Annotated in this window: 17 protein-coding genes and 2 pseudogenes; 3 read left to right on the forward strand and 16 right to left on the reverse strand. The window is 61.6% G+C overall.

Going from position 1 to position 21,472, the window contains the following annotated elements:
* Positions 1–17: 17 nt before the first annotated feature.
* The 14 genes and pseudogenes from ACUN0G_RS32615 to eutH form a co-directional block, all read right to left on the reverse strand.
* On the reverse strand, positions 18–1,115 hold the full coding sequence (locus ACUN0G_RS32615) for a WD40/YVTN/BNR-like repeat-containing protein (RefSeq protein WP_445575428.1): 1,098 nt from the start codon (positions 1,113–1,115) through the stop codon (positions 18–20).
* Positions 1,116–1,171: 56 nt separating this feature from the next.
* Positions 1,172–2,569 (reverse strand): DUF1329 domain-containing protein, encoded by a 1,398-nt coding sequence (locus ACUN0G_RS32620; RefSeq protein WP_322145019.1) that lies wholly within the window; start codon positions 2,567–2,569, stop codon positions 1,172–1,174.
* A gap of 20 nt (positions 2,570–2,589) precedes the next feature.
* Complete coding sequence (locus ACUN0G_RS32625; protein ID WP_445575429.1) at positions 2,590–4,257, reverse strand: DUF1302 domain-containing protein; 1,668 nt, start codon at positions 4,255–4,257, stop codon at positions 2,590–2,592.
* Positions 4,258–4,363: 106 nt separating this feature from the next.
* The gene (locus ACUN0G_RS32630) at positions 4,364–7,876 is read right to left on the reverse strand and encodes an indolepyruvate ferredoxin oxidoreductase family protein (RefSeq protein WP_445575430.1); all 3,513 of its coding nucleotides are present in this window, start codon (positions 7,874–7,876) and stop codon (positions 4,364–4,366) included.
* Positions 7,877–7,905: 29 nt separating this feature from the next.
* Positions 7,906–8,634 (reverse strand): glutathione S-transferase family protein, encoded by a 729-nt coding sequence (locus tag ACUN0G_RS32635; protein WP_445575431.1) that lies wholly within the window; start codon positions 8,632–8,634, stop codon positions 7,906–7,908.
* Positions 8,631–10,112 (reverse strand): FAD-binding oxidoreductase, encoded by a 1,482-nt coding sequence (locus tag ACUN0G_RS32640; RefSeq protein ID WP_445575432.1) that lies wholly within the window; start codon positions 10,110–10,112, stop codon positions 8,631–8,633. The genes ACUN0G_RS32635 and ACUN0G_RS32640 overlap by 4 nt, the downstream gene beginning before the upstream one ends.
* 253 nt (positions 10,113–10,365) lie before the next feature.
* Positions 10,366–11,151 carry an enoyl-CoA hydratase/isomerase family protein gene (locus ACUN0G_RS32645; RefSeq protein ID WP_445575433.1) on the reverse strand — a complete coding sequence of 262 codons (786 nt, stop codon included), beginning with the start codon at positions 11,149–11,151 and terminating at the stop codon, positions 10,366–10,368.
* Positions 11,148–12,404 carry an NAD(P)/FAD-dependent oxidoreductase gene (locus ACUN0G_RS32650; protein ID WP_445575434.1) on the reverse strand — a complete coding sequence of 419 codons (1,257 nt, stop codon included), beginning with the start codon at positions 12,402–12,404 and terminating at the stop codon, positions 11,148–11,150. Before ACUN0G_RS32650 ends, ACUN0G_RS32645 begins: the two co-directional genes overlap by 4 nt.
* Before the next feature lie 54 nt (positions 12,405–12,458).
* On the reverse strand, positions 12,459–12,776 hold the full coding sequence (locus ACUN0G_RS32655) for a 2Fe-2S iron-sulfur cluster-binding protein (protein WP_322145012.1): 318 nt from the start codon (positions 12,774–12,776) through the stop codon (positions 12,459–12,461).
* Positions 12,777–12,799: 23 nt separating this feature from the next.
* The gene (locus ACUN0G_RS32660) at positions 12,800–14,203 is read right to left on the reverse strand and encodes an enoyl-CoA hydratase-related protein (protein WP_445575435.1); all 1,404 of its coding nucleotides are present in this window, start codon (positions 14,201–14,203) and stop codon (positions 12,800–12,802) included.
* An 8-nt stretch (positions 14,204–14,211) separates the two neighbouring features.
* Entirely contained in the window at positions 14,212–15,417 is a 1,206-nt protein-coding gene (locus ACUN0G_RS32665) for an acetyl-CoA C-acetyltransferase (protein ID WP_445575436.1), read from the reverse strand.
* Positions 15,418–15,430: 13 nt separating this feature from the next.
* Positions 15,431–16,213, reverse strand: a complete 783-nt coding sequence (locus ACUN0G_RS32670) for an SDR family NAD(P)-dependent oxidoreductase (RefSeq protein ID WP_445575437.1) — start codon at positions 16,211–16,213, stop codon at positions 15,431–15,433.
* Positions 16,214–16,393: 180 nt separating this feature from the next.
* A complete protein-coding gene (locus ACUN0G_RS32675) occupies positions 16,394–16,750 on the reverse strand; it encodes a DUF1937 family protein (protein WP_322148683.1) in 357 nt (118 codons plus the stop codon).
* Between the two features lie 41 nt (positions 16,751–16,791).
* Positions 16,792–16,929, reverse strand: a pseudogene (eutH, locus tag ACUN0G_RS32680) (ethanolamine utilization protein EutH); the annotation flags it as partial.
* A gap of 331 nt (positions 16,930–17,260) precedes the next feature.
* Here eutH and ACUN0G_RS32685 point away from each other — a divergent pair.
* Positions 17,261–17,933 (forward strand): annotated as a pseudogene (locus tag ACUN0G_RS32685) (DeoR/GlpR family DNA-binding transcription regulator); the annotation flags it as partial.
* 100 nt (positions 17,934–18,033) lie between these two features.
* Here ACUN0G_RS32685 and ACUN0G_RS32690 read toward each other — a convergent pair.
* A complete protein-coding gene (locus ACUN0G_RS32690; RefSeq protein ID WP_445575438.1) occupies positions 18,034–18,348 on the reverse strand; it encodes a hypothetical protein in 315 nt (104 codons plus the stop codon).
* A 177-nt stretch (positions 18,349–18,525) separates the two neighbouring features.
* On the reverse strand, positions 18,526–19,215 hold the full coding sequence (locus ACUN0G_RS32695; protein WP_445575439.1) for a response regulator transcription factor: 690 nt from the start codon (positions 19,213–19,215) through the stop codon (positions 18,526–18,528).
* A gap of 118 nt (positions 19,216–19,333) precedes the next feature.
* On the opposite strand from ACUN0G_RS32695, the gene ACUN0G_RS32700 reads away from it, so the two are divergent.
* Both ACUN0G_RS32700 and ACUN0G_RS32705 read left to right on the forward strand, forming a co-directional pair.
* Positions 19,334–20,026, forward strand: coding sequence for a response regulator transcription factor (locus ACUN0G_RS32700; protein ID WP_428553106.1), 693 nt, complete (start codon positions 19,334–19,336; stop codon positions 20,024–20,026).
* Positions 20,004–21,398, forward strand: coding sequence for a sensor histidine kinase (locus ACUN0G_RS32705; RefSeq protein ID WP_445575440.1), 1,395 nt, complete (start codon positions 20,004–20,006; stop codon positions 21,396–21,398). The genes ACUN0G_RS32700 and ACUN0G_RS32705 overlap by 23 nt, the downstream gene beginning before the upstream one ends.
* Positions 21,399–21,472 lie beyond the last annotated feature (74 nt).

Genomic DNA, 21,472 nt, shown 5'->3' on the forward strand with positions numbered 1-21,472 from the left:
AATCGATTCACGTGAAGTTACCGTTGCGCCGTCGAGTCAGACGGCGTCTCGGTGCGGATACCTTCCAGGCTGCTCATCAGGAAGCGGCCGTCGCCCAGCGCCAGGATGCCGGTGTAGCGCGCAGGCCTTGCGGTCTTGTGCAGGGCCATTGCCGGCCCCTGCTGGATGCCCGTCAGCAGGTCCCCTGCGGCGTTGACCAGCACGAACTGCTGGCCGTCGGGCAACGCCAAACCGGCGGTAATAATCGCCTCGGAGGGTGTGTCCAGCGGTGCCCAGGTGTCTCCCTGGTCCTCACTGCGATACACCGTCCCCACCAGACCAAAAGCCAATACCGTCTGGCCCTGGCAAGCCAGGCCGAAAAAGCTGCCGTCGTAACCCGTGGCAAGCGTGTCAAAGCGCTGGGTGGCGCGGTTGAGGCGATACACCGTGCCGCTCTCGGCGGCGATGTACAGCTGGCCATTGATACCGGTGATCGCGTTCAAATTGAGCACGTCCGGGTTGTCGATGTGTTCCAGCCACGGCAGCCAGGTGCGGCCGCCGTCAAGCGTCTTCAGCAACATGCCGAACGAGCCCACCGCATAGCCTTGCTGCGCGTCTTCAAACCACAGGTCGAGCAACGGCAAGGCCGGGCCGACTTTGTAATTGCGCTCGATCAACGCCAGCGCCGCTTGGGCATCGGCATCGCCGCTGTCGGCCAGGGGCTGGTAATGACGGGTGAAAAGATCTTTGGCCGCGCGGCCGTCGAACTGTTTCTCCCAGGTTTGCCCGGCGTCCTGGCTGTGCAGGATCACGCCATCGTGCCCCACAACCCAACCGTCGGTGGCGGTCGGAAACCGTACCGCAACCAAGTCGTCCTGCACCGGCACCGTGCTTTGCTGCCACGTTTCACCGTGGTCATCGGAAGTCATGATCAAGCCGCGCAAACCGACCGCGACCAACCGCTCGCCCGCCTTGGCCACCGCCTGTAGCGGGCGCGATTGCAGGTTTTCCATAGGCCTGGCTGGCAGGTCCAGGGGGTCGAGGAATGCCGCACCGGCCGGTAGCGTCAACGTGGCACATAGCAGCCCCGTGGCGAAGCAGCCCGCCCGAAGCTTGATTGCATTGAATTGGTTCATCATCTGTCACCTTCAGGCACGCCCGCAGGGCTTGTCACCCTGCGGGTTGCCGGCCGCTAGCGTGCGCTGGAACTCTGCAGCGCCTTGGGGTTGAGCGGGAGGTTGAGCTTCTCGTCGCTGCCGAAACTTCTGACGTAGTTGCCCGGTTCGGTACGACCGGCGTTGATGATGATGTAGTTGCCTTTACGCAAGTCCTGGAACATCCAGGTGTCGCTGTTCATGCCGCCGATGTCCCAGGTTGGGAAGTTGAGGATCTGCGATACGCGCCAGATCTTGCCGCCATCGTCGTAGGACTCTGTACCGACCAGGCACCAGCAGTCTTCTTCGACATACAAGTTGCGCTTGCTGTAGGCGTGCCGTGCATCCGGCTTGCGGTCAGCTTCCACTACCCACACGTTGCGTTTTTCCCAGCGCATGTATTGCGGCTTGATGAACTGCTTGCCGAGAATTTCCGTGGAGGTGCTCTGGTTGGTCACGCCGAATACGTTGTAGGGAACGATCATTTCCTTTTTGCCGATCAACTTCATGTTGAAGCGGTCCATGCGCCCGACGAAGCCGAACGGTTCATCCCAGACAATCACCCCGGCGTAGCTGCCCATCGGCGTGTCGTAGGTGAACTCCGGCGCGCGACGCACGCGGCGCTGCCCCGGGGTGTAGAACCAGACCTTGGAAATATCGGTGGCATCGGGCAGGTAGTAGTTGAGGAACTGGGTGCCCGCCGAGGTCGGTGGCGAGAACAGCGTGGTCCAGAAGCCAAACATCGAATCGAAGGTTTTCTTGCGCAGTTCGCCGGTCTTTTCCGACCAGGGGTGCAGGTAAGCCGCGTCGATCCCGGGCAGCGGGTTCTGGCTGCCGTTGCTGTCTACCAGCCAGTTGCTGGAGCGCAGGCGCGAGATCGGTGGCGCGTAGCGGAAGAAGTGATTCCACAGCACCTCGTAGCCGGTTTTCGGTACCGGGAAAGGAATGCCCTGGTACGGCAGGCCATCGGCTGCGGCGCCCGCGACCTTGTCACCCTCGACGGCTCCGCCGACGGTGGCGGTGGTGGCGTTTTTCACGGTGTTGTCCAGGAACCAGTCCGGGTATGCCATGGTGCGATGCGTCGGATACACGTCGATCTTGTAGTCAGGGAAACGCTCCAGCAACGCAATGCTGCCCGGGCCCAGTTGGTCCTTGTATTGGGCCATGTTCGATTGCTGGATGGTGTACAGCGGTTTCTCGCCGGCGAACGGGTCCGGGTAGTTGTTGGCACCGACCTTGGGCGGGGTTTTCAAGCCGCCGTCATAGGCCGGTATCGCACCGTCCTTGCTCGCGCCGGCACTGGCGCCGAACTTGGTCAACGTCGTGCCCAGCACCTTGGCTTCCTCGGCAGGAACCGCGGCATAACCGGTCTGCGCCGCAAGCAGCGTGATGGCCAGGGTCAAGCCGGACAGATAGATTTTCTTCAGCTTTTTCATTGTTATTCTCCCGAGAACTCTTAAAAGGACGTCTTGAGCTGCAACTCGATCCAACCTTTGTCATTCAGCCCGATGGCGCCGTTGCCACCGCTGTACGCCATGCCGCCGCCGAAATCGGTGTCTTTGTGCTTGGCGTTCCAGTGGTAACCGTTGTATTGCAGGGTGGCGGAATGGGTTTGGCGATACGTGGCGCGCATGCCCACTGAATAGATCTGCGTGCCTTCGGCGTAGAACGCGCCGCCGTTGTAGGCCGGGTTGCCGTTGGCGCCGTAGGTCAGGGACATCGGTGCGCTCAGGTCAATGCTGGGGAACACCTGCAACCACTGCGGCTCGAAAGACACTGCGACACCCAGTGCATTACGCGTGGCGCACCCGTCGCTTTTGGAGCCGCCGGCGCAGCCGGCATAGCCGATGCCGTTGTAGACCTCTTTGTTGTCAGTGACCTTTACCAGGCGCGTGTACGAGAGTTCAGCCACCAGCGCACCGGTGTCCCACAGCGGGGTTTTACCCAGGGTGTACACGCCGTTGAGGATAAAGTTGGCGATGTCGCCGGTGGCGCCCTTGTTGTACGGGGTATCGGGTTGGCCGTTGAGCAAGGCACTGGCAAGGCCAGTGTCCTGGCGGTAGGAGAGTTCCATGCCGGTACTCACCGGGCCCAGGTTGACCTCGTAGCTGAAGCCGTAGAGCTTGGCGTTTCGCACGAACTCCTGATGCACGCTGCCGCCACCACCGGAGTACAGGTCGACCAACGCCAACGGCTGCACTTCGTCGAACTGGCGGTAGTAGAAACCGAGGTCGCCATGCGCCCATTCCGGCGACCACGACACCTTGACCCCAAAGTTATTGTTGATGTCTTTGGGTTTGTTTTCATGCCCGGCATCAAACGGCCCACCCAACGACAGCGCCTGGTTCGGCCCCGCATAGAGGAAGTCGAACGGCCCCAGGTAAGTACCCCCTTCGGGGAACCGGTTGGGGCGAAACTCCAGGAAGTACTGGCCGGTGACCGACAGCTCCGGTGTGAGGTCCGCGGTCGCCATCAATTGCGTACGTGGCAGGAACAGCTCCTTGACCTCGGTGCCGGGCGATGTGAACGACTTCTGGTAATCGATCGGGTGCTGCGAATAGCCGATGTTGGAGAACCCGAAGAAAAACGCATTACCCCAATACTGGGTAAAGCGCCCAGCCTTGAGGTACACCGGGGTCTGGTCCATGTCGGTGTTGTAGAACATGAACGCGTCGAGCAACTCGGCGCCGCGCATGCTGTACTTTTTAGTGGTGCTGGAATAGCGGCTGTTACTGTAGCTGGTGATATCGGCAAACGCCGGGTTGGACTCCACGTGATCGTCGTAGGCGAAGTCTTTCCAGGCCGAGCCCGACAGCCGATAACCGAGGTTCTGCTGGTAGATACCTTGCAGCTCTACCAGGGCATTGACACGGTTGGTGACCATGTCGCCCTTGTCGAATTTGTAATCGCCTTCGTCGTAGGACGGGTTGTTGGCTACCCCGGCATTACGCCCCTGGGTTCGCCAACCCATGGTGTATTGCAAGGTGGTATTGAGGCTGGTGTCCCAGTTCTCGCCGGTATCGAGGTCCATCGCCTGAACCTGATGCATCACCCCGATATTGGCCAATACCAGGGTCAAGAACTTCAGAGACGGTAACGTTCCACGCTTGGTTTTAGTATTCATGACACATCCTTTTGGACTTATTATTTGATGTCATTTTTAGTTTTGTGCGCGCAGGCAGGCCCTTCACGACTGCCCACGCGACACCGCGCAACACCTGCGATTCTGGTTAACCGGCTTGGTTTAACTGCTCCTGCGGCGAGAGCTGGCGCACAGGGATAAACTGGATGGGCTGGCCCACCGACGGGTTGTGGAACTGCGTGAGCAACTGCGCTTCCAGCCCACGGACCTTTTCAACATTCGCCTCTTTGACGTGGCCAAAGCCGCGGATCTGCCCCGGCAACGAGGCAATCTGAATCGCTATGGAATGGTTGACGGGCGTCAGGTGCTCGATCAACGCAACCATCTGCTGTTCGTAATGGGTGATCAGGCGGCGCTCCATCTTGCGTTCCTCGGTGTAGCCGAACACATCCAGGGCGCTGCCGCGCAGGCCTTTGAAGCGTGCCAGCACCCCAAAGACGGCGCCCATCCACTGGCCGAACTCACGTTTTTTAAGGTGCCCGGTTTGCGGGTCGCGCCGGGCAAACAGCGGCGGCGCCAGGTTGTAGCGGTAACGCGCACCGTCTTCGAACGCCTCCTTGAGCTGCGCCTTGAACGCCGCCGAGTTATGCAGGCGCGCCACCTCGTATTCATCCTTGTAGGTCATCAACTTGGCAAAGTTGCGCGCCACGGCCACGGTCAGTGCCTCACTGCTGGGCAGCACCCGTTGCTCGGCAATGCCGACCGCCTCAACCAGGCGCTGATAGCGCTTGGCCCAGGCGGCGTTCTGGTAGTCGGTGAGCAAACGGGTGCGGTGCGCAACAATGTCCGCCAGGGCCGTCAATGGTGTGAACGCCAGGGACGGACGCTGTTGGGCCAGCGCTGCATCGATACGCGCCGGGTCGCAGGCTTGCAGACGACCCAGGGCAAAGGCTTGCTGGTTGAATTCGACCGACACGGCGTTGATTTCCACCGCGCGCTCGATCGCCTGCGGTGAAACCGGCAACAGCCCGCTCTGGCACGCATAGCCGAGCATGAACAGGTTGGAGGCGATGGTATCGCCCATCAACGCCAGGCCCAGGCCAGTGGCGTCGACGCCGTGCAGCGTCTTGGACAATTGCGCCAGGTGGCCGACCAGGCGCTGACTGTCCACGTGCAAGTCCGGGTTGCGCTGAAAGGCCGGCGTCGGCGTAACGCGCTGGTTGACCACCACGTGCGTGCGCTGGGTATTGAGGGTCATGATCGGTTCCTTGGCCAACCCCGCCACCGCATCGAAGGCCAGCGCCAGGTCCGCTTCGCCCACACCAAGCTTTTGCGCGCCAAGGTGCGATGCCTCGCGGGCAATCCGCACGTGGCTATACACCGCGCCGTTCTTCTGGCTCAACCCGGTCATGTCAAACACAGAGCAGGCCTTGCCTTCAAGGTGCGCAGCCATCGCCAGCAAGGCGCCGACCGTGACCACGCCTGTACCGCCGATACCCGTGACCATGATGTTGAACGCGCCACTCAACGCCACCTGCCGGGGTTCCGGCAGGCCCAGGATCAACTCGCCCACGCGACTGGACTTTTTCGGCTTGCGTGGTTCGGCATCCAGCACGGTGATAAAGCTTGGGCAAAAGCCTTTGACGCAGCTGTAGTCCTTGTTGCAGTTGGATTGGTCGATCTCGCGCTTGCGCCCCACTTCGGTTTCCTTGGGCCCCACGCTCACGCAGTTGGACTGCACCGAGCAATCGCCACAGCCCTCGCACACGTCCGAGTTGATAAACATGCGCTTGGCCGGGTTGAGGAATTTGCCGCGTTTGCGCCGGCGGCGCTTCTCGGCGGCGCAGGTCTGCTCGTAGACGATGACGGTCACACCCTTAACGTCCCGCAGCTCTTTTTGCACGGTTTCATAGGTGTCGCGATGGTGCACGCTCACGCCCTCGCCGAGGCCGCTTTGGCTGTTGTAGCTGGCTGGGCTGTCGGTGACCACGACGCAGCGCACCACGCCTTCGGCAAGGACCTGGCGCGTGATGTCGCCGGGGGTCAGCGGGCCGTCCACCGGTTGGCCACCGGTCATGGCGACGGCGTCATTGAACAGGATGCGAAAGGTCATGTTGACCTTGGCGGCCACGGCTCCGCGCACCGCCAGCAAGCCGGAGTGGTAATAGGTGCCGTCGCCCATGTTCTGGAAGATATGCGGCGTATCGGAAAAATGCGCCAGGCTGTACCAGTGCCCGCCCTCGCCGCCCATTTGCGTGTTGGGCAGCATCGCCGGGCCGCTGTACATGGCCATGGCGTGGCAGCCGATGCCACCTGCAGCGATGCTGCCCTCGACCGTACGCGTACCGGTGTTGTGCGGGCAACCCGAGCAGAAGTACGGCGAACGTGAGGCTTGTGCCGGGTCCATGCTGTCAACCCGCGCCAGTTCACGGCTCATGTGGGAACTGGTGGCGGCCAGGGTCTCGTCCAACTTGCCCAGCCGGCGCAGGCGTTCGGCGATCACCACCGCCAATTGCATCGGCTCAAGCTGGATGTCCGACGGGATCATGAACACGCCGTCTTCGTCGAGTTTGCCGACGATCAGCGGGGCATCCTGCAGGCCATAAAGGATCGCCTTGGCCTGGGCTTCCACCAGGCCATCCTTTTCCTCGATAAACAGTAATTCGCGCTGGCCTGCGGCGAACTCGGCCAGGCCCTCGCGCTCCACCGGGTACATGCAGCCCAATTTGTAGAACGAGATACCCAGGGCCGCGGCGCTGTCGGCATCCAGCCCGAGCATGTCCAGTGCCTGAATTACATCCTGCACCGCCTTGCCGGTGGACACGATGCCCAGGCAACGCTGCGGCGCGTCGATGCGTACCTGATCGATACGGTTGGCGCGCACGAATTTTGCCACCAGCGGCCAACGGTAGCGCTTGACCACCACTTCCGATTGTTGGCGGTCGATGTGCGATGAAACGTTATGGATGCCCTTCGCCGGCAGCTCGCCATACGGCGGCAGCACCGGGGTGACCACCGCCGCCTGGATGTCCAGGGTCATGGTCTGCTCAAGGGTTTCGTTGCACATTTTGAAACCGGTATACAGGCCGGTGTAGCGCGACATGGCAAAGCCCAGCAAACCCAGGCGAATCACGTCCTCGACATTCGACGGGGCAAATACCGGGATATTGCAGTGCATCAGCGCCACTTCACTCTGGTGCGCCAGGGTTGAGGACTTGCCGGAATGGTCATCGCCCGCCACCACCAGCACCCCCCCATGAGGGTGGGTGCCGCAGACGTTGCCATGCTTGAGCGGGTCGCCGGAACGGTCTACCCCAGGCCCCTTGCCATACCAGATGGCAAACACCCCGTCCTTGTTCGGCAGCGGCGTGGAGGCCAGCATCTGGGTGCCCCACACGGCGGTAGCGGCCAGGTCTTCGTTGACGCCGGGCTGGAACAGAATGTCATGGCTGTCGAGCAGCTTTTTGACGCGCCACAGCTCCAGATCGAACGAGCCCAGGGGTGAGCCGCGATAGCCGGAAATGAAACCCGCCGTATTCAGCCCGGCACGGCGGTCCAGCTCGCGCTGCAGCATCGGCACGCGTACCAGCGCCTGGGTCCCGGTCATCAGTACCGTGCCGGTATCGGCGGTGTATTTATCCTCAAGCTTCACGTCACGCATTTTTTATGTCCCATTCAATCGTGGGTGTATCAGGCGGGCCGCTGCTCAATGGCTGGGGTCCGAGTTCGGTAACCCACAGGTCGAAAGCGGTAAGTCGCATTTTTTTCCTTGAGGTATTGCCCGAAGGCGTCCTCGAACAACGCCAGCACCGTCTGGGTGCTGTCACGCTGGGCCATCTGTGCGAACCAGCCTTGCAAGCCCAGTTCGGCCAGAATTGAGCGGCGGTAGACGAAGCCACTGACGCGCTCGGCGATGTCCAGGCAATAGAACGCGAACAGGTCGGCATAGCTGAGGGCCGCGCCCATCAGAAACGGCCCCGGGGCGACGAGGTGGCGCAAGGCAACGACGGCGCGGTCGAGGGTGATACGTGCTGCCGCAACGCTCACGGGGCTGTTATTGGCGCCCATGAATACGCCGGGGAACAATGAACGTACAGGTGCCTCGACATACAACTGCACCACGTTGATGACCTGGCGCTCACGGGCACGCTGGAACGGATCGACAGCGTGCAAGGTCGGCATTGGCAGGCAGTCTTCGATATAGCCCAGGATCGCCACGGTCTCGCCGATCCAGCCGGCAGGGGTGTGCAGCACCGGAATTTTGCCCATCGGGCTGATTGCCAGGAACTCCGCCTGCTGGCTGGCCCGGGTAGTCACCAGTTCAAACGGCGTTGCGGTCTCGATCAACGCGGCGTGGGCAATATTGAAGTAGTTGCTGACGGCGTAACCGTGCAGGCGCAAGGGTTGGAGGCGAGTCATGGCGCTTGCTCGCCCGCCGCCGAGCCAGGCTCGGTGTCGAAGATCTTGCCGGGGTTGAGGATGCCGTTGGGATCGAGTAGGTTTTTCAGGTTCTGCATCAACGCGCGCTCGATAGGCGTGCGGCTGATGGGGAACCAGTGTTTTTTCTCCAGGCCGATCCCATGCTCGGCCGACACCGACCCCTGGTACGCGGCCAGTGGCTCATAGACGCAGGCCTCCACCGGTTCACGTTCATCGTCGGTGCCGGTGCCGGCGCCAATCGCAATATGCAGGTTGCCGTCGCCGACGTGCCCCAGAAACGCGATCAAGCCGTCGGGCCAGCGCTGGTGCAAGCGCGCGGTGACCTGGGCCATATAGGCCTCCATGTCACCCACCGGCAGGGAAATATCAAAAGCGTAGAAGGGGCGAAAATCCTTGACCAGATGCTCAAGGTCTTCGCGGATTTCCCAGATCGACAGCTTCTCGCGCTCCGAACGGGCGATGACCGCGTCGTCGATCAGGCCTTTCTCGATACCTGCTTCCAGGGCCTTTTCAAACAGTTCGGTGTCCCGCGGCTGGTCGGCGCCGAGGGTCTCGATGATCGCGTAATACGGCTTGTCCACCGGCAACGGCGGTTGATGGCGGCCGGGCCGGGTATTCACCCGGTAAAAATTATTGTCGATCATCTCGAAGGCACTGAGCTGCCCCCCGAGGGCGCCATCCATGTGCCGCAGCAGTTTTGCCAACTGCTCGAAACGCGAAGCACAGACCATCGCCGTGTTGCTGCTCGAGGGCAATTCGCGCAGGCGCAACACCAGGCGGGTAATCACGCCCAGGGTGCCTTCGCTGCCGATAAACAGCTGCTTGAGGTCATAGCCCGTGTTGTTTTTAAGCATGCGGTTGAGCGACGAAACGATGCGCCCATCGGCCAACACCACTTCCATACCAAGGATCTGCTCGCGCATCATTCCGTAGCGAATCACCCGCACGCCGCCGGCGTTGGTCGCCGCGTTACCGCCCAACTGGCAGGACCCGCGCCCGCCCAAGTCGAGGGCAAAGCTCAGGCCTGAAGGCTGCACGTGATCCTGCAAGGTTTCCAGGATCACCCCGGCCTGGACCGTGGCGGTGCGGTTCTCCAGGTCAATGTGTTCGATACGGTTCATCCGTTCCAGCGACACCACCACATCACCCGGCCGAGTCTGCGTGGCCCGCACCCAGCCGGACATCCCGCCCTGCACCACCACCGGCTGGCGCGCGGCGTTGCACAAGGCAAGGATTTGCGACACTTGCTCTGAGGTCGTGGGGCGCAGGATGGCATCTGCCTCGATGCGTGCCATGAACACACCCGGATGGCGTGAACTGACGTCTTCGCCCGTGAGCATGCCGCCCTCACCGACCACCGCATGCAGCTGTTGAAGAAGGCCGGCGGGCACCACGCCAGCGCTGATCGCCGGTTTGAATTCGGTGCGGTCGGTAGAGAGAACATCGCGTGTGGTCATAAGTCGTCACTTGCCCATTTTTAGATTTATCGCCATTCGTGGCTGGCCGGCGAATGGGAGGCTGTTGACCAATTGTTGGCCTATCGGCCGGCTCGCAGCGATGGCAACGCTGGAGCCTGCGAAGCATTTCGTGCCAAAAACCGCGACCGCTGCAGCACGAACAAACGCCGGACAAAAAAATGCCGATTCAGTCAGCACTGAATCGGCCCGATGACGCTCGCTTTACCGCGTCAAACCAAAGGAATGTCACGCATCAGCTGTGGTTGTATATCGCCTTGCGCTTGGCAAAAAACGCTGCGACACCTTCGCGAAAATCCGCTGTGCCGGCGCAGGCACGGAAGGCCTGGTGCTCGGCCTCCAATTGCTGCTCCAACGTGTGGTCGGCGGCCTGGCGCAGCAAGTGCTTTATCTGGCCGTAGGCGAAGGTGGGCCCGCAGGCCAGCTTGCGCGCAAGACACTGTGTGTCTTCGTGCAACGAGCCTGCAGACACCACGCTTGCGATCAGCCCCAGGGCCAGCGCTTCGTTGGCACTCAAAACGCTATTGCACAGGGCCAGTTGCAGCGCGCGCTGGCGCCCCAGCTGCCGCAGCAAATGCCAGGACCCCCCGCCATCGGGGCTGGTAGCAATGTCGCTATAGGCCAGGCAAAACCGTGTGTTGCTCGCGGCGATGGTCAGGTCGCAACCCAGGGCCAGGCTCATGCCTGCACCGGATACCGGCCCGTGCACGCTGCCGATGACCACTTGGGGCATGTGTGCCAGCAGCCTGAGGGCGGCATGCAGCGGCTCGATGATCGCCGAGGCCAGTTCAGCCGGGGCGTCGCTGGCGTCGAATGCCGCAAGGTCGCCGCCGGCCATAAAGGCCCGGCCCGCGCCGCTGAGTACGATCACGCGCACCTCTTCACGCCCCTGCAGTTGCTCGCAGAGCACCAACAGAGTCTGGGCCATTTCGACGTTGATTGCGTTGAGTGCCTCAGGCCGATCAAACGTCAGGTTGGCGATGCCCCGCGTAATATCCAGGCGTACTGGTGCAGGGCTCATGGGGCGGACTCCTGCACCACTGCCGCCACGCCAGGCACAGCCTTCAGCGGCAGGTCGGCGTCAGCCAGCGCAACCAGGTCGGGGGCAAAACCTGCCTTGACCAGCGCTTTGCCCTGCACGTAATCGCGTACCTGGTTCACACAGTCCAGGGCCAGTACCCGGCCTTGCCTGAGGTACACCACGCTGAAGCTGCGGGTCGCAGGGTCGCCGCGCAGCACCGTCTGGTCGTAGCCCAGGGACAGGCCGACGGTTTGCAGTTTCAGGTCGTACTGGTCGGACCAGAACCACGGCACCGCATCGTAGGCTTGCGCCTGGCCGGTGATAAACCGTGAGACCACCTTGGCCTGATCATTCGCGTTTTGTACCGACTCCAGGCGAATCGGGGTCTGAACCGCACAATAGGGGTTGAGGTGCGCGGCGCAGTCGCCGATGGCAAACACATCCGGCAGCGCCGCGCGGCAAAACGCGTCCACTTGCACACCGTTGCAGTCTTGCAGGCCGGCTTCCAGCAACGGCGCAATGGCCGGCACGATACCGATGCCGACAATGACCATATCGGCTTGCAGCACGCTACCGTCCGCCAGGGCCACGCCGACGACCTTGCCGCCCTCCCCGACCAAATGATCGACCAACACGTTAAGGCGAACCTCCACACCATTGGCCCGATGCTCAGTTTCGTAGAAACGCGACAGCGCTTCCCCGGCCACACGTGCCAAGACCCGGTCCTGGGCTTCGAGTACGGTCACTGACTTGCCCAGTTTGCTCAAGACCGCCGCGGCTTCCAGCCCGATATAGCCACCGCCGATCACCAGCACCCGCTGCGTGGCGGGCAGCTCGTGGATCATGCGGTCGACATCGGCTCGGTTACGCACTGAATGCACGCCCTGCAGGTCGTGACCTGGGCAGCTGAGGCGCCGTGGTGCGCCGCCGGTGGCCCAGATGAGCTGGCCATAATCAAGCTGGGCGCCGCTGTCCAGCGTCAGCCGATGCGCTCGGGCATCGACGCCCACAACACGCTGGGCCAAGCGCAGATCGATATGTTTTTCGTTCCAGAAACTCGCCGGGCGCAGCAACAGGTGATCAAAGCTTTTTTCGCCTGCCAGGTATTCCTTGGACAATGGCGGACGCTCATAAGGCAGCTCATGCTCCTCCCCGATCAGCGCAATGGAGCCTTCGAAACCCTGCTGGCGCAACAGGCTGGCCGCTTGGGCACCGGCATGGCCGGCACCGACGATCACGACGTCTTTGTGCATGGTGTGGTCCTCTTGTTGTTCTTATCGGCGTCAACGCAAACCCAGCAGGCGGTATCAGTCTTCCGGCGCGATGGTGACGCGCAGGCCATCCATGTCTTCCCGGAAGATCACCTGGCAGGACAGGCGCGAAGTCGCGGTGCGGTGGTCGGAACTGTCGAGCAGGTCATTTTCGTCGTCGCCCATGGGCGCCAGCCGATCGGCAAAAGCGGGATCGACGATCACATGGCAGGTAGCGCAGGAGCAGGTGCCACCGCACAACGCGAGGATGTCGTCGACGCCGCCGGACCGCATGATGTCCATCAGGCTCTGTGCGTTTTGCGCTTGCAGGGTCATGTGTTCGCCTGCACGGTTTTCAACAATAACAATGGCCATGTGTTGCCTCGATGCACTAAGGATCAGGAATAGAAACCACGCTTGGCGGCGGCCCGTTCACGCAAGCTGTGGGGCACACTGAAGCGCTGCGGGAAACGGCTGGCCAAGCGGTCGGCCTCGGCAACAAAGGCGTCCAGGCCTTGCACCTCAATGTATGAAACCGGCCCGCCGCTCCATACCGGGAAGCCTGCCGCCACAGCGCCGCAGTCGGCCTCCAGCGGGTCATCGACCACGTGGTTGTCCAGGCAGCGTACGGCGGTCAACGCCTGGGTGTAGAGCAACCGCCGCTCCAGTTCGGCAATCGCGGCAAAATCCACGTCCTCCACGCTTGGCTCAACAGCGCCTAAAGGGCACTCGGCCTCTGCGCTCAACGCATTGCGCCGGGACAGGCTGGCAACCAGCGTGGGCGACACCCCTTCCTCTTTCATCGCCCGTTGCTCCGCCGCGACGGCATGGCGCAATTGACTGAGGTAGTCACTGAGGTTTTGGCGGCTTTCACGCTTGGCCAGGGCCTGGCGCGAAATGAATTGGGTGCGCGCGATGGCCTTGGCCTGCGGCGAACGCACCGTGTTGAAAAAGTAGCGCGATTCAATGCGCAACCCTGCGTCTATCGGTACTTGAGCGCCTTCATAGACGCATTTAAGGATATTGGCGACTGCCGGGTAGTGCTCACCCGCCGTGCCAAGACGCGCCGCCAGGGCCGGGCCGAAATACCGATAACCCTGGGCCGAATGCACACCGCCCGCGGGCAACTGGAAATTGGCCTGGTCCCAGCTCGCCTGGGCATCCGGGTGTTCGAGTACCCAGCGCCGTGCCGTTTGCAGCAGTTGATCGGCGGGCAGCAAGGCGTGCACCACGCCGGTCGCCAGCGCCTCGGCGGGTGCAATCGGTGTGCCCTCCAGCAAGTGGGGCAGTACCGCGCTCACGCCGAGCAAGCGGGTCAGGCGCTGCGTGCCACCGGCACCGGGCAACAGGCCTACGCCGACTTCCGGAAAGGCCAGGCGCAGCTTGGGGTCATCCACCGCCACCCGGTAATGACAGGCGAGCACCAGTTCCAGCCCGCCGCCCAGGGCCAGGCCTGTGATGGCCACCGCGACGGGTTTGCCGCAGGTTTCCAGGGCGCGCAGGTGCCGCGACCAACTGGCGCTTTCGGCCAACGCAGCGCGCAGTTCTGCCTGGCTTCGGGCCGCTCGCCACCGGTCAAAATAACCGACGATTTCCGGCAAATCGGCCCCCGCGCAAAAACCGCTGGTTTTGCCCGAGACCAGCACCGCCCCGCGGATTTTGGGGTTGCTGCGCAGCGTTTCGACCAGCTCGCCGAACTCGCGCTGCACGTCAAAGCTGATCACATTCATGCCCTTGCCGGGCACATCTAAGGTAATCAGCGCGACACCCTCGGCGTCGATCGTGATGGAAAAATTGTTCATATCGCTCCTCAAACCCGCTCGATGACGGTAGCGGTGCCCATGCCGGCACCCACGCACAGGTTGACCAGTGCGGTTCCCTGGCCGGTGCGCTCCAGCTCGTCCAGGGCGGTGCCCAGAATCATCGCGCCGGTGGCCCCCAGCGGGTGCCCCATGGCAATCGCACCGCCGTTGACGTTGACCTTGGCCGGGTCCAGGTCGAGCACCTGCAAGTAGCGCAGCACCACAGCGGCAAACGCTTCGTTAAGTTCAAACAGGTCGATGTCAGCGGTGGTCATGCCCAGGCGATCAAGCACTGTGCGCGTGGCAATGGCCGGGCCGGTGAGCATGATGGTCGGTTCGGAACCTACCGAAACCATGCCCTTGATGCGTGCACGAGGCTTAAGACCCAATGCTTCGCCGGCGGCTTTGGAGCCGATCAACACGGCTGAGGCGCCGTCCACCACGCCAGACGAGTTGCCGCCGTGGTGAACGTGGTTGATCTGCTCGACCATCGGGTAGCGTGCGAGCGCGGCGCTGTCGTAACCGGACTCGCCCTGCTTGGCGAATGCCGGCTTGAGCCCGGCCAGGGACTGCACGGTGGTTTGTGGGCGCATATGCTCATCGCGATCCAGCAGCACGATGCCGCTCTGGTCCAGCACCGGCACGATCGACCTGGCGAAGCGCCCTTGCTCCCAGGCACGCGCGGCGCGGCGCTGGCTTTCAACGGCGTAGCTATCCACGGCCTCGCGGCTGTAGCCGAACAAGGTGGCGATAAGGTCGGCGCCAATGCCTTGGGGCGCGTAGTAGTGATCGAAGGCAAAGCTGGGATCGACCAGCATCGCACCACCATCGGCACCCAACGCCACCCGCGACATCGACTCCACACCACCGGCCACCACCATGCGTGCCTCGCCGCTGAGTACTTTGCCCGCAGCCATATTGCACGCCTCAAGGCCCGAGGCGCAGAACCGGTTGATGCTCACCCCCGGCACACTCTGCGCGTAGCCTGCGACCAGCGCCGCAATGCGCGCGATGTCGCTGCCCTGTTCGCCCACCGGCATCACGCAGCCAAGAATCACGTCATCGACCCAGGTGGTGTCCAGGTGGTTGCGTTCACGGATGGCTTGCAGCACCTGCACTGCCAGGGCCAGGGACGTCACCTCATGCAGCGCACCGTCCGGCCGCCCGCGACCGCGCGGGGTGCGCACGGCGTCAAAGATATAAGCACAAGTCATGGAAGCTCCGGGATCAGCGAGGTGCAAGACGAATGGCACCATCAAGGCGCACCGATTCACCGTTCATGTAGCTGTTGGTGATCAGGAACGTCGCGAGGTCGGCGTATTCTTCAGGCAGGCCCAAGCGATGGGGGAACGGTACCGAGGCTGCCAGGGACTGCTGCACGGTGTCAGGCAGGCCCGCCATCATCGGCGTGGCAAACAGGCCCGGCAGGATGCAGTTGATGCGCACGCCCTCACCCGCCAGGTCGCGAGCGATCGGCAACGTCATGCCGACCACCCCGGCTTTGGACGCGGAATAGGCCGACTGACCGACCTGGCCGTCCTGGGCCGCTACGCTTGCGGTGTTGACGATGACCCCACGCTCGCCATGGGCCAGGGGCTCAAGGTTGAGCATGCCGGCGGCGGAGCGCGACAAGCAGCGAAAACTGCCGACCAGGTTGATTTGAATCACGCGGTCGAAATCGGCACTCGGGAAGGCTTTGATCACGCCCGTGGCGCGGTCGCGGCCAGCGGTCTTGGCGCCTTTGGAAATACCCGCACAGTTCACCAGAATGCGCTCCTGGCCATGGGCCTCGCGGGCGGCGGCAAACCCTTGGTCCACCGACTCATCCGACTGCACGTCGACCTGGCAAAACAGCCCATCGACGTCCCACGCGACCTGCTGCCCACGCTCGGCATTCATATCGAAAATGGTCACTTTCACACCGGCCGCAGCCAACCTGCGCACCACCGCCTCACCCAACCCCGAGGCGCCCCCGGTGACCACTGCTGCTATGCTCGCGTCGAGTTTCATCTGCCTGCCTCCAGAATCGCCGGGCGGTGGAGCAAGCACCGGCGATTGATCTGATTATTTGCAGGCAATTGTGCGGGTTTGTGGAAAACCGGCCACAACCAAAGGCGCCAGGGCGTGCCATTTCATGACATTAGTGAGGGTGACCGACGACGACGCGCTGGCGGGCCTGCCCTTTTCGCCTCAGTTGAACTGCGACGCCACTTCAGACCAGAGGCTCACCCGGCGACCGCGACTTTTGAAGAACTCTATTTCGCGTTTGATCCCGGAACTCAGGTCCCAACCGGGCAGGTCGAGAACAATCAGTTCTTCCAATGCTTCCATGAAAAACGCATCGACCGGTGCCCAAAGCTTGCCGACAGCAGCGCTGTCTTTGCCTTCAAAGGCAAGGTTGATCGGATGGGACATGGAGACCTGGCTGAACACAGCGTTGCCAGACTCAACGAGGGTTGCCGCGACTTTATTGCACGCAATGAATCGCTCATGGGTTACCGAAGCATCAGCGTGGCTATACGGGCAGGCTAGAAAAATCTTTCGCATGTTTACCTCGTTGAAATGGAAGGGTTCTACCCCTTCCAAGTGATGGATTGTTTGATAGCGGCGCCAACGGCGAGCAGCCCGCCGAACAGCTTTGGCCAGCAAATCGGCATGATCAGCGTCGGCTGGAAGTGGGCGATAAAAGCTAAATGATCGCCGAGGGTTGCCTGCGCACAGACGCCCTGTTTAATGACTGCTTCCATAAGTCCACGGTGGACGCGTACCTGCCCTGCCGTTTCTCACCGTATTACAAACACTTCATATGCCATTCGTTGTTTTGATGTGGTTTTGAATGATAAACCCACTGGAATCGGTCATTTCTGCGGCGTATTCTGCAGGGCAGCCTTGCAGTGCAGTGGGCACGGGGCGAGGCCGCTGTGCCTGAATGCCACGGCCCATTGCCTGTGGTTTCGCAGAGGCGGCACCCGCCGCGTTACCATCGCTCCATTTGTGTTCCCAGGTAACAGGGATGCGCCCCAACACAGCACTTCGTGTAGCACCCGAGGACGACACATGCGCCCTACAGAACGACGCCAACATATTCTTGAATTGCTGCGACAGCTCGAGCGAATTTCAGTCGATGAATTGGCTCGCACCCTCAGCACCTCGCAGGAAACGATTCGCAGGGACCTGACGGTTCTATCCGAAGAAAGCCAGGTCACCAAATTTCACGGCGGCGCATCCTTTCCACCGAGCGGGGAGCATGAAAACGCCTTCCAGACTCGGATGAATGAGTACTCGCCAGAGAAGCGAGCCGTTGCCAGGTACGCCGCGGGGCTGTATGCGCCGGGCGACAGTATCTTGATCGACACCGGCACCACGACGCTGTTTTTTTGCGCGCGAACTGGCCAGGCTCAGTCGCATCACAGTGATCACCAACTCCCTGCTGATTGCCGTGAGCATTGGGGCCAGCGGCAACCGGGTGTTTGTGATCGGCGGGGAATATCGGCCGGAGTCGGAACAGAACATCGGCGCGTTGGCCATGGAGCAAATCGCCAGGTTCAATGCTGAACACGCGGTGGTGACGATCGGCGCCTTGAGCGCGGATGGCGCGTTTGACTTTTCCATCGAGGAAGCTGAAATCACCCGCGCAATGATTGCCCGCACGCGTTATCTCACGGTGATTGCAGACTCATCGAAAATGGGCAAGCGTGCGCTGTTCCAAGTGTTCCCGCTGGAGCGAATGCGCATCAAATACCGTGGCATTGGCCAACGCATCGGCGGAGTCAGCGGCAGCGCGCTGTTTGCCCCAGAAATCCACTTCATAGGTGGCTTCGGCAAATACGCTACGTTTTTCCGTGGAGCCGTAATTGTTCTGTCGTTGGTAAATTGCCTCCCAGATTAAGCGCCGGATATTGCGCCGCCCCCGCCACCTGCGCCGAGGCGCGGGCTTCATCGATGCGGCTGACCGCCGCCTTGAGGGTGTAGTTGGAGGCCTGGCCCCGGGCGATCAATGAGTCGAGTTCGGCGTTGTGAAACTCGCGCCACCACTGGCCGCCCTCAGCCGCCGAGCTGTCTGTCGGGCCATTGAACTGTTGCGCCAGGGGCAACTCGGGTTGCTGGTACTGCGGGACCATCGAGCAGCCGTCAAGCATGAGCATGCCGAACAACGTTAACGCCACGGATGAAAGACACGCAACCCGCCTGCGGCGAGCCACCAAAGTTGTTACCGACATGGGCAAGCCATCCCCGCTAAATCCTGTGTGGAGCAATCCACGAATGGGCAGAAGATAGCGAGGGGTGCCTGCCAGAGCGTTCGTCGGCAGATAAACTTTTGTTTAGCCTTGCTTCGGCGTCTCCTGAAAGCTGTAGCCGGCACCCGGAATGGTCTTGATCAGCGAATAGTCGAAACCTTCATCGAGTTTGCGCCGCAAGCGATGGATATGTTTATCGATGACGTTGTCGTTGGGGTCGAAAGAGTAGTCCCAGGCGCTGTCGAGCAGCATGTCGCGGGTCACCACCTGACCACTGTGGCGCATGAGCTTCTCCAGCAAAAGCGCCTCGCGATGCTGCAAGGCAATGACTCGGCCCTGACGTACCGCGGTGCGTGTGGCGCAGTCGAGTTGCAGCTCACCGACTTGCAACTGACGCGCGGGCCTCGTCGTCTGTTCGCGCCCGCGCAGCAAAGCATCGAGCCGCGCCAGTACTTCGGCGAACGCGTAAGGCTTGGCTAGATAATCATCGCAACCGGCCTGCAGGCCTTCAACCTTGTCGGTGGTGGACGCCTGCGCACTGAGCATCAGGATCGGCACCCGCAACTGTTGCGCTCGCAGAGCCTTGACCAGGCCAACACCGTCGAGGCCGGGCAAACGGCGGTCGACGATCAGCACATCATGGATTTGCTCCAGGGCCATGCCAAGCCCACTATTGCCATCGCTGGCGATATCGACGATGTGACCACTTTCGCTCAACCCACGTAACAGGTAAGCAGCGGTCTGGGCGTCATCTTCAACCACAAGAATGCGCAAAGGCACCGTCTCCAGAAATCCAACCTAAACTTTTATTTACCTGGCGGGAACGTGGCACAGCCGCAGGCTTTGTCACACTATGCCATCTCTGCCCGATTATGTGAGCGGTTCATCTGCCATGACCCATGTTCTAGTCGTCGAGGACGACTTGCTTACCTGCCGCGAAATCGAAGCGGCGCTGTGTGACCACGGCTTCACCGTGAGCTGCGTCCACAATGGTCGCGAAGGTCTGCTCAAGGCCCTGAGTGAACCGTTCGATCTGATCGTCCTGGATCGCATGCTACCCGGCGGCCTCGATGGACTTGGTGTACTGACCGCCTTACGGGCGGCAAGCGTGAGCACCCCGGTGCTGATCCTCAGCGCCTTGAGTGCGCTGGACGAAAGGGTTCGCGGCCTGCGCGCAGGCGGTGATGATTACCTGACCAAACCCTTCGAATTCATCGAGCTTACCGCACGGCTGGATGCGTTGAACCGTCGCCGCGCCGAACCGGTCTCCGAAGCTCGGGAAACACGCTTGCGGGTCGGCAATCTGGAGGTCGACCTGTTGAGCCGGGTAGTCCGGCGTGGTGACCGTGTCATTGATCTGGTGCCCCGTGAGTACGCGTTGCTGGAACACTTGATGCGCCATGCAGGGCAAGTGGTCACCCGCACCATGCTATTCGAAGCGGTCTGGAACTACGCCTACGATGAGCGCACCAACGTCATCGAAGTCCACATGGGGCGTTTGCGACGCAAGATCGACGACGAAAACGAACCGTCGATGATCCATACCATTCGTGGAGCCGGTTATGTCCTCCGTTCGCCTGAGTGAGATCCCACGCACAATCAGTTTTCGCACCGGCCTGCTGTTTCTCGGACTGTTCGGCTGTTCGTTTCTGGCGCTGTTCGGCTATGTCTATTGGCAAACAGCGTTCTACCTGAAAACCGAAGCGGATACCGCGCTGTATCGCCAGGTGGAAACCCGCAGTGCACAGGATACCGAGTTACAACTCAGGGAAATCCGCAATCACGCCGAGCAGGATACCGAAGCGCGCGCTCCCCAGAGCCTGTTCGACGCACAAGGCCAGTTCATTGCCGGGGCCATCCAGCAAGTGCCGCCCTTCTCCGCCTACGACAAACCTCAGGAGTTCGATTGGCGCAAGCCCAGCGGTCATCAGCGCCCAATACGCTTCATTTTCCATCACCTGGCCGACGGCAAGACCTTGCTGGTGGCCCAGGACATCCACGACATACGCGAATTTGATGAACTGCTGATCAAGGCGCTGGTTTCCGGTGGCGTGCTGTTGCTGGTGGTCGGCCTGTTTGGCGCGGTGGTACTGGGTTACTCGGCCCACCGACGCCTGGACAAGGTCAGTCGCTCGATCAAGGGGATCATCGAAGGCGATTTGACCGGCCGCTTGCCCATCCAAGGCAACAACGACGACATCGACCGCCTCGCCTCCGTGGTCAACGGCATGCTCGATGAGCTGGAACGCTTGATGAACGAGGTCAAAGGCGTGTGCGACGACATCGCTCACGACCTGCGCACCCCTCTGACGCGGTTGATCGCCGGGCTGGAGCGCACCCAGCGCCGCGGTCTCGATGAAGCGCAATACGCCGCCAGCATCGACGCGGCACTGGTTGAAGCCAAGGCACTGCTTCTGACCTTCAAGGCCTTGCTGCGTATCTCGGAAATCGAAAACAGCGCCCGCCGCAGTCACTTCGCGCCGCTGGATCTGAACCTGATCAGTGCCGACGCCACCGAGCTCTATGAGCCGTTGGCAGAAGAACGTGGCATCAGCCTCACGCTCTATAAAAGCCAGGGTCCTGCCGTCATCGCCGGAGACGCACAATTGCTGTTTGATGCACTCTGCAATCTGCTGGATAACGCCATCAAGTTCTGTCCCGACCATAGCCAGGTCAACCTGACCGTAATCGCCGATCATGGGTCGGTCGGAATTTGTGTCACAGACAACGGACCGGGCATTGCCGAAGGTGAGCGCGAAGCCGTTTTTCGTCGGTTGTACCGCGCCGAAGCGAGCCGAAACACACCGGGTAATGGCCTGGGGTTAAGCATGGTCTGCGCCGTTGCGCGCTTACACGACCTCAAGCTGACCGTCAGTGATGCGGCGCCTGGCTGTCGCATCGAACTGCTTGGCAAGGCTGGGTCGACGGGCCCATCCGCGCCACTTGGCATTGTCTGATCAGGTTTTTTCGGGTTTGACTGAGCGTGAGCCGAAACACGCAACGCGACAAAACCTCCCGCCATATTATCTTC

It is taken from the genome of Pseudomonas sp. 32A, assembly GCF_052682255.1.

Bases quoted from the DNA above. Each gene is read 5' to 3' on its own strand.
- ACUN0G_RS32615 (WP_445575428.1), bottom strand. From the start codon at position 1,115: ATGAACCAATTCAATGCAATCAAGCTTCGGGCGGGCTGCTTCGCCACG.
- ACUN0G_RS32620 (WP_322145019.1), bottom strand. From the start codon at position 2,569: ATGAAAAAGCTGAAGAAAATCTATCTGTCCGGCTTGACCCTGGCCATC.
- ACUN0G_RS32625 (WP_445575429.1), bottom strand. From the start codon at position 4,257: ATGAATACTAAAACCAAGCGTGGAACGTTACCGTCTCTGAAGTTCTTG.
- ACUN0G_RS32630 (WP_445575430.1), bottom strand. From the start codon at position 7,876: ATGCGTGACGTGAAGCTTGAGGATAAATACACCGCCGATACCGGCACG.
- ACUN0G_RS32635 (WP_445575431.1), bottom strand. From the start codon at position 8,634: ATGACTCGCCTCCAACCCTTGCGCCTGCACGGTTACGCCGTCAGCAAC.
- ACUN0G_RS32640 (WP_445575432.1), bottom strand. From the start codon at position 10,112: ATGACCACACGCGATGTTCTCTCTACCGACCGCACCGAATTCAAACCG.
- ACUN0G_RS32645 (WP_445575433.1), bottom strand. From the start codon at position 11,151: ATGAGCCCTGCACCAGTACGCCTGGATATTACGCGGGGCATCGCCAAC.
- ACUN0G_RS32650 (WP_445575434.1), bottom strand. From the start codon at position 12,404: ATGCACAAAGACGTCGTGATCGTCGGTGCCGGCCATGCCGGTGCCCAA.
- ACUN0G_RS32655 (WP_322145012.1), bottom strand. From the start codon at position 12,776: ATGGCCATTGTTATTGTTGAAAACCGTGCAGGCGAACACATGACCCTG.
- ACUN0G_RS32660 (WP_445575435.1), bottom strand. From the start codon at position 14,203: ATGAACAATTTTTCCATCACGATCGACGCCGAGGGTGTCGCGCTGATT.
- ACUN0G_RS32665 (WP_445575436.1), bottom strand. From the start codon at position 15,417: ATGACTTGTGCTTATATCTTTGACGCCGTGCGCACCCCGCGCGGTCGC.
- ACUN0G_RS32670 (WP_445575437.1), bottom strand. From the start codon at position 16,213: ATGAAACTCGACGCGAGCATAGCAGCAGTGGTCACCGGGGGCGCCTCG.
- ACUN0G_RS32675 (WP_322148683.1), bottom strand. From the start codon at position 16,750: ATGCGAAAGATTTTTCTAGCCTGCCCGTATAGCCACGCTGATGCTTCG.
- ACUN0G_RS32690 (WP_445575438.1), bottom strand. From the start codon at position 18,348: ATGCTCATGCTTGACGGCTGCTCGATGGTCCCGCAGTACCAGCAACCC.
- ACUN0G_RS32700 (WP_428553106.1), top strand. From the start codon at position 19,334: ATGACCCATGTTCTAGTCGTCGAGGACGACTTGCTTACCTGCCGCGAA.
- ACUN0G_RS32705 (WP_445575440.1), top strand. From the start codon at position 20,004: ATGTCCTCCGTTCGCCTGAGTGAGATCCCACGCACAATCAGTTTTCGC.